Source organism: Pseudomonas sp. NPDC087817, assembly GCF_044742875.1.
Lineage (GTDB): Bacteria > Pseudomonadota > Gammaproteobacteria > Pseudomonadales > Pseudomonadaceae > Aquipseudomonas.
The window spans coordinates 58,261-62,049 of the sequence record NZ_JBIUVJ010000029.1; the positions used below are offsets into that span (position 1 = coordinate 58,261).

Here is a 3,789-nt window from a genome sequence, read left to right on the forward strand (position 1 = left end):
CTGGTGGACGGTTCGTCTTACCTGTACCGCGCTTTCCACGCCCTGCCACCGCTGACCACGTCCAAAGGCCTGCCGACCGGTGCGGTCAAAGGCGTGCTGAACATGCTCAAGAGTCTGCGCAAGCAGTACCCGGACAGCCCGTTCGCCGTGGTCTTCGACGCCAAGGGCGGGACCTTTCGCGATGAGATGTACGCCGAGTACAAAGCCAACCGCCCAAGCATGCCCGACGACATGCGCGTGCAGATCGAGCCGCTGCATCAGAGCGTGATCGCCCTCGGCTTCCCGCTGCTATGCGTGGAAGGCGTCGAGGCTGACGACGTAATCGGCACCCTGGCCCGCAGCAGCGCAGCGGCGGATCGACCGGTGATCATTTCGACCGGCGACAAGGACATGGCGCAACTGGTCGATGGCCACATTACCTTGGTCAACACCATGTCCGGTAGCTCGATGGATGTGGAAGGCGTGAAGGAGAAATTCGGCGTCGCACCGGAGCAGATCATCGATTATCTGGCGCTGATGGGCGATTCGTCCGACAACATCCCGGGCGTTCCCGGTATCGGCCCGAAGACCGCTTCCGGCCTGCTGGTCGGCGTCAACGGCGGCCTCACTGAGTTGTACGCCAATCTCGACATCGTGCCGACCCTGCCGATTCGCGGCGCGAAAACCCTGCCGGCCAAGCTCGAAGAGCACAAGGAGATGGCGTTCCTCTCCTACCAACTGGCGACCATCAAGGTCGACGTGCCGCTGGACGTCGAACTCGACGACCTGCAAATGGGCGCGGAAGACCCGGCCAAGCTTTACGAGCTGTACACCCTGCTGGAATTCAAAAGCTGGATCAATGATCTGGATCGCGACGCCAAACGTCTGGAACTGAGCGCTGCCGCCGAGCCTGCGCTGGCGGGTGATCTGTTCAGCGCGCCAGCAGAAGAAGCGCCTGCCGCTCCCGCTGAAGCTGCGTACGAAACCATCCTTGATCAGACACGTTTCGACGTCTGGCTGGAAAAGCTCAACAACGCCAAGCTGTTCGCCTTCGACACTGAAACCACCGGCATCGACGCACAGCAAGCGCAACTGGTCGGTCTGTCGTTCGCCGTGCAGGCCAACGAAGCCGCGTACATTCCGCTGACCCACTCCTACATCGGCGTGCCGGAACAACTGGATCGCGACACCGTGCTGCGCGCGCTCAAGCCGATCCTCGAAGATCCAAGCAAGCTCAAGGTCGGCCAGCACGCCAAGTTCGACATGAACATTTTGGCCAACTGCGCCATCGGCGGCGATCAGAGCCAAGGCATCACCGTGCGTGGCATCGCCTTCGACACGATGCTTGAGTCCTACGTGCTCAACTCCACCGCCACCCGCCACGACATGGACAGCCTCGCGCAGAAGTACCTGGAGCACACCACCGTGAGCTTCCAGGACATCGCCGGCAAAGGCGCCAAGCAACTGACCTTCGACCAGATCGCCCTGGAACAGGCCGGGCCGTATGCCGCCGAAGACGCCGACATCACTCTGCGTCTGCACCAGACCTTGTTCGAAAAGCTCAGCGCCATCCCGAGTCTGGCCAGCGTGCTGACCGACATCGAAATTCCACTTGTGCCCGTTCTTGCACGTATCGAGCGCCAAGGCGCATTCGTCGATGCGGAGCTGCTCGGCATCCAGAGCATCGAGTTGGGCAACAAAATGGTCGCGCTGGAGCGCGAAGCCTTCGAAATCGCCGGGGAAGAATTCAACCTCGGCTCACCGAAGCAGTTGGGCGTGATTCTCTACGAAAAACTCGGCCTGCCAGTGCTGAAGAAGACCGCCAAGGGCCAGCCGTCCACCGCTGAAGAAGTGCTGGCGAAGCTCGCTGAAGACGATCACCGTTTGCCGAAGGTGCTGATGGAGCACCGCTCGATGAGCAAGCTGAAAAGCACCTACACCGATCGCCTGCCGGAGCAGATCAATCCGCGTACCGGGCGCATCCACACCTCGTATCACCAGGCGGTGGCGTCGACCGGGCGTTTGTCCTCCAGTGATCCGAACCTGCAGAACATTCCGGTGCGTACCGCTGAAGGCCGGCGTATCCGTCAGGCCTTCGTCGCGCCAAAAGGTTACAAACTGCTGGCGGCGGACTATTCGCAGATCGAGCTGCGGATCATGGCCCACCTGTCCAAGGACGAAGGCTTGATGAACGCCTTCCGCAACAACCTCGACGTGCACACCGCCACCGCTGCCGAAGTGTTCAAGGTCGAACTCAACGAAGTGACTTCCGACCAGCGCCGTGGCGCCAAGGCGATCAACTTCGGCCTGATCTACGGCATGGGCGCGCAGAAGCTCGGCAAGGACATCGGCGTCGACACCAAGACCGCCAAGGCTTACATCGACACCTACTTCGCGCGTTATCCAGGCGTTCGCGAGTACATGGATCGCACCCGCGCCCAAGCGGCGGATCAAGGCTATGTCGAGACCTTCTTCGGTCGTCGCCTGTATCTGCCGGAGATCAACTCGAACAAGCCGCAGGAACGCGCTGCCGCCGAGCGCACCGCGATCAACGCGCCGATGCAGGGCACCGCAGCAGACATCATCAAGAAAGCCATGGTCGCGGTGGATAACTGGCTGGCGACATCCGGGCTGGACGCCAGAGTCATCCTGCAGGTGCACGATGAACTGGTGCTGGAAGTCCGCGAGGATCTGGTCGAGCAGGTCAGCGCCGAGATTCGTGTGCACATGAGCGAAGCGGCGAAACTGGATGTGCCGCTGCTGGTCGAAGTGGGTGTGGGCAACAATTGGGATGAGGCTCACTGAGCCATTTGAAATGGTTCTGCCGCGACACAACGTCGCGGTAGAGCCGGTAGAACCTGCTTATTTCGAAAAGCACTTGGGATTATTCCAAAGCTTTTTGAAAAAATTCTGAACTAATCTGGAAGGACACTACTCAGAGTTACTGAATGGCTGGTGAAGCCCTTCGATGCTCCTATGTTGTGTTAAGTGTTGGCAGATATCTGAACCCCGCCCTAGCGGTTCGGAACTTAAACCCCGGAACTTCTCCCTCCCCAATGAAGTCCGGGGCTTTTTTTGCCCCAAAACTGGCTGTGATGCCGTCATGCTGCGTTAAAAGCACCGCTAAAAATGCTCATTTAGGTCCCCTAAACTCCGCTTTTTAGCGATGCTTTCGCCTTGCCTGCCAGCACCACAGACAGTTTTGAAATTGTCTTACTCGGCAGCCGCCTCGGCGCCTTTGTCCGCCAGTTCCATCCAGCCTGCCAGAACAGTGTAGGCCTCTTCCAGGCCCATGCGTTTTGGTGCGGAGAACAGCTGGATGGTGACCAGATCGCCCCAACCCTTGCGAATTTCCGACTGCACCTTGAGCAGGGTGTTCTTGGCTGCGCCGTAGGTCAGCTTGTCGGCCTTGGTCAGCAGAATGTGCATCGGCATGCCGGCGGCAACGGCCCAGTCGAGCATCAGCAGGTCGAAGTCGGTCATTGGATGACGGATGTCCATCATCAGAATCAAACCCTTCAAACTCTCGCGGCCACCGAGGTAAGCCTCAAGGTGACGCTGCCAGTGCATCTTCAGCGGGATCGGTACTTTTGCATAACCGTAGCCCGGCAGGTCGACCAGACGCCGATCATCGTCTAGCTTGAAGAAGTTCAACAGCTGCGTGCGACCCGGAGTTTTCGAGGTCCGCGCCAGGCTGGCGTGAGTCAGAGTGTTCAGGGCGCTGGATTTACCGGCGTTGGAACGACCGGCGAACGCCACTTCAAAGCCCTCGTCGTCAGGGCACTGATCGACTTTGGCGGCACTGAGCAT

The 3,789-nt window shown here is 59.6% G+C and carries 2 protein-coding genes; one reads left to right on the plus strand and one right to left on the minus strand.

Translation table 11 applies throughout. The annotated features are described in order from the left end of the window. Positions 1-2,784: DNA polymerase I (polA, locus tag ACIONG_RS18575; RefSeq protein ID WP_401301776.1), on the plus strand; the 2,784-nt coding region annotated here is incomplete at its 5' end. Positions 2,785-3,192: 408 nt separating this feature from the next. Here the strand turns inward: polA and yihA are convergent. After that, on the minus strand, positions 3,193-3,789 hold a 597-nt coding region (yihA, locus tag ACIONG_RS18580), incomplete at its 5' end, for a ribosome biogenesis GTP-binding protein YihA/YsxC (RefSeq protein WP_401301779.1).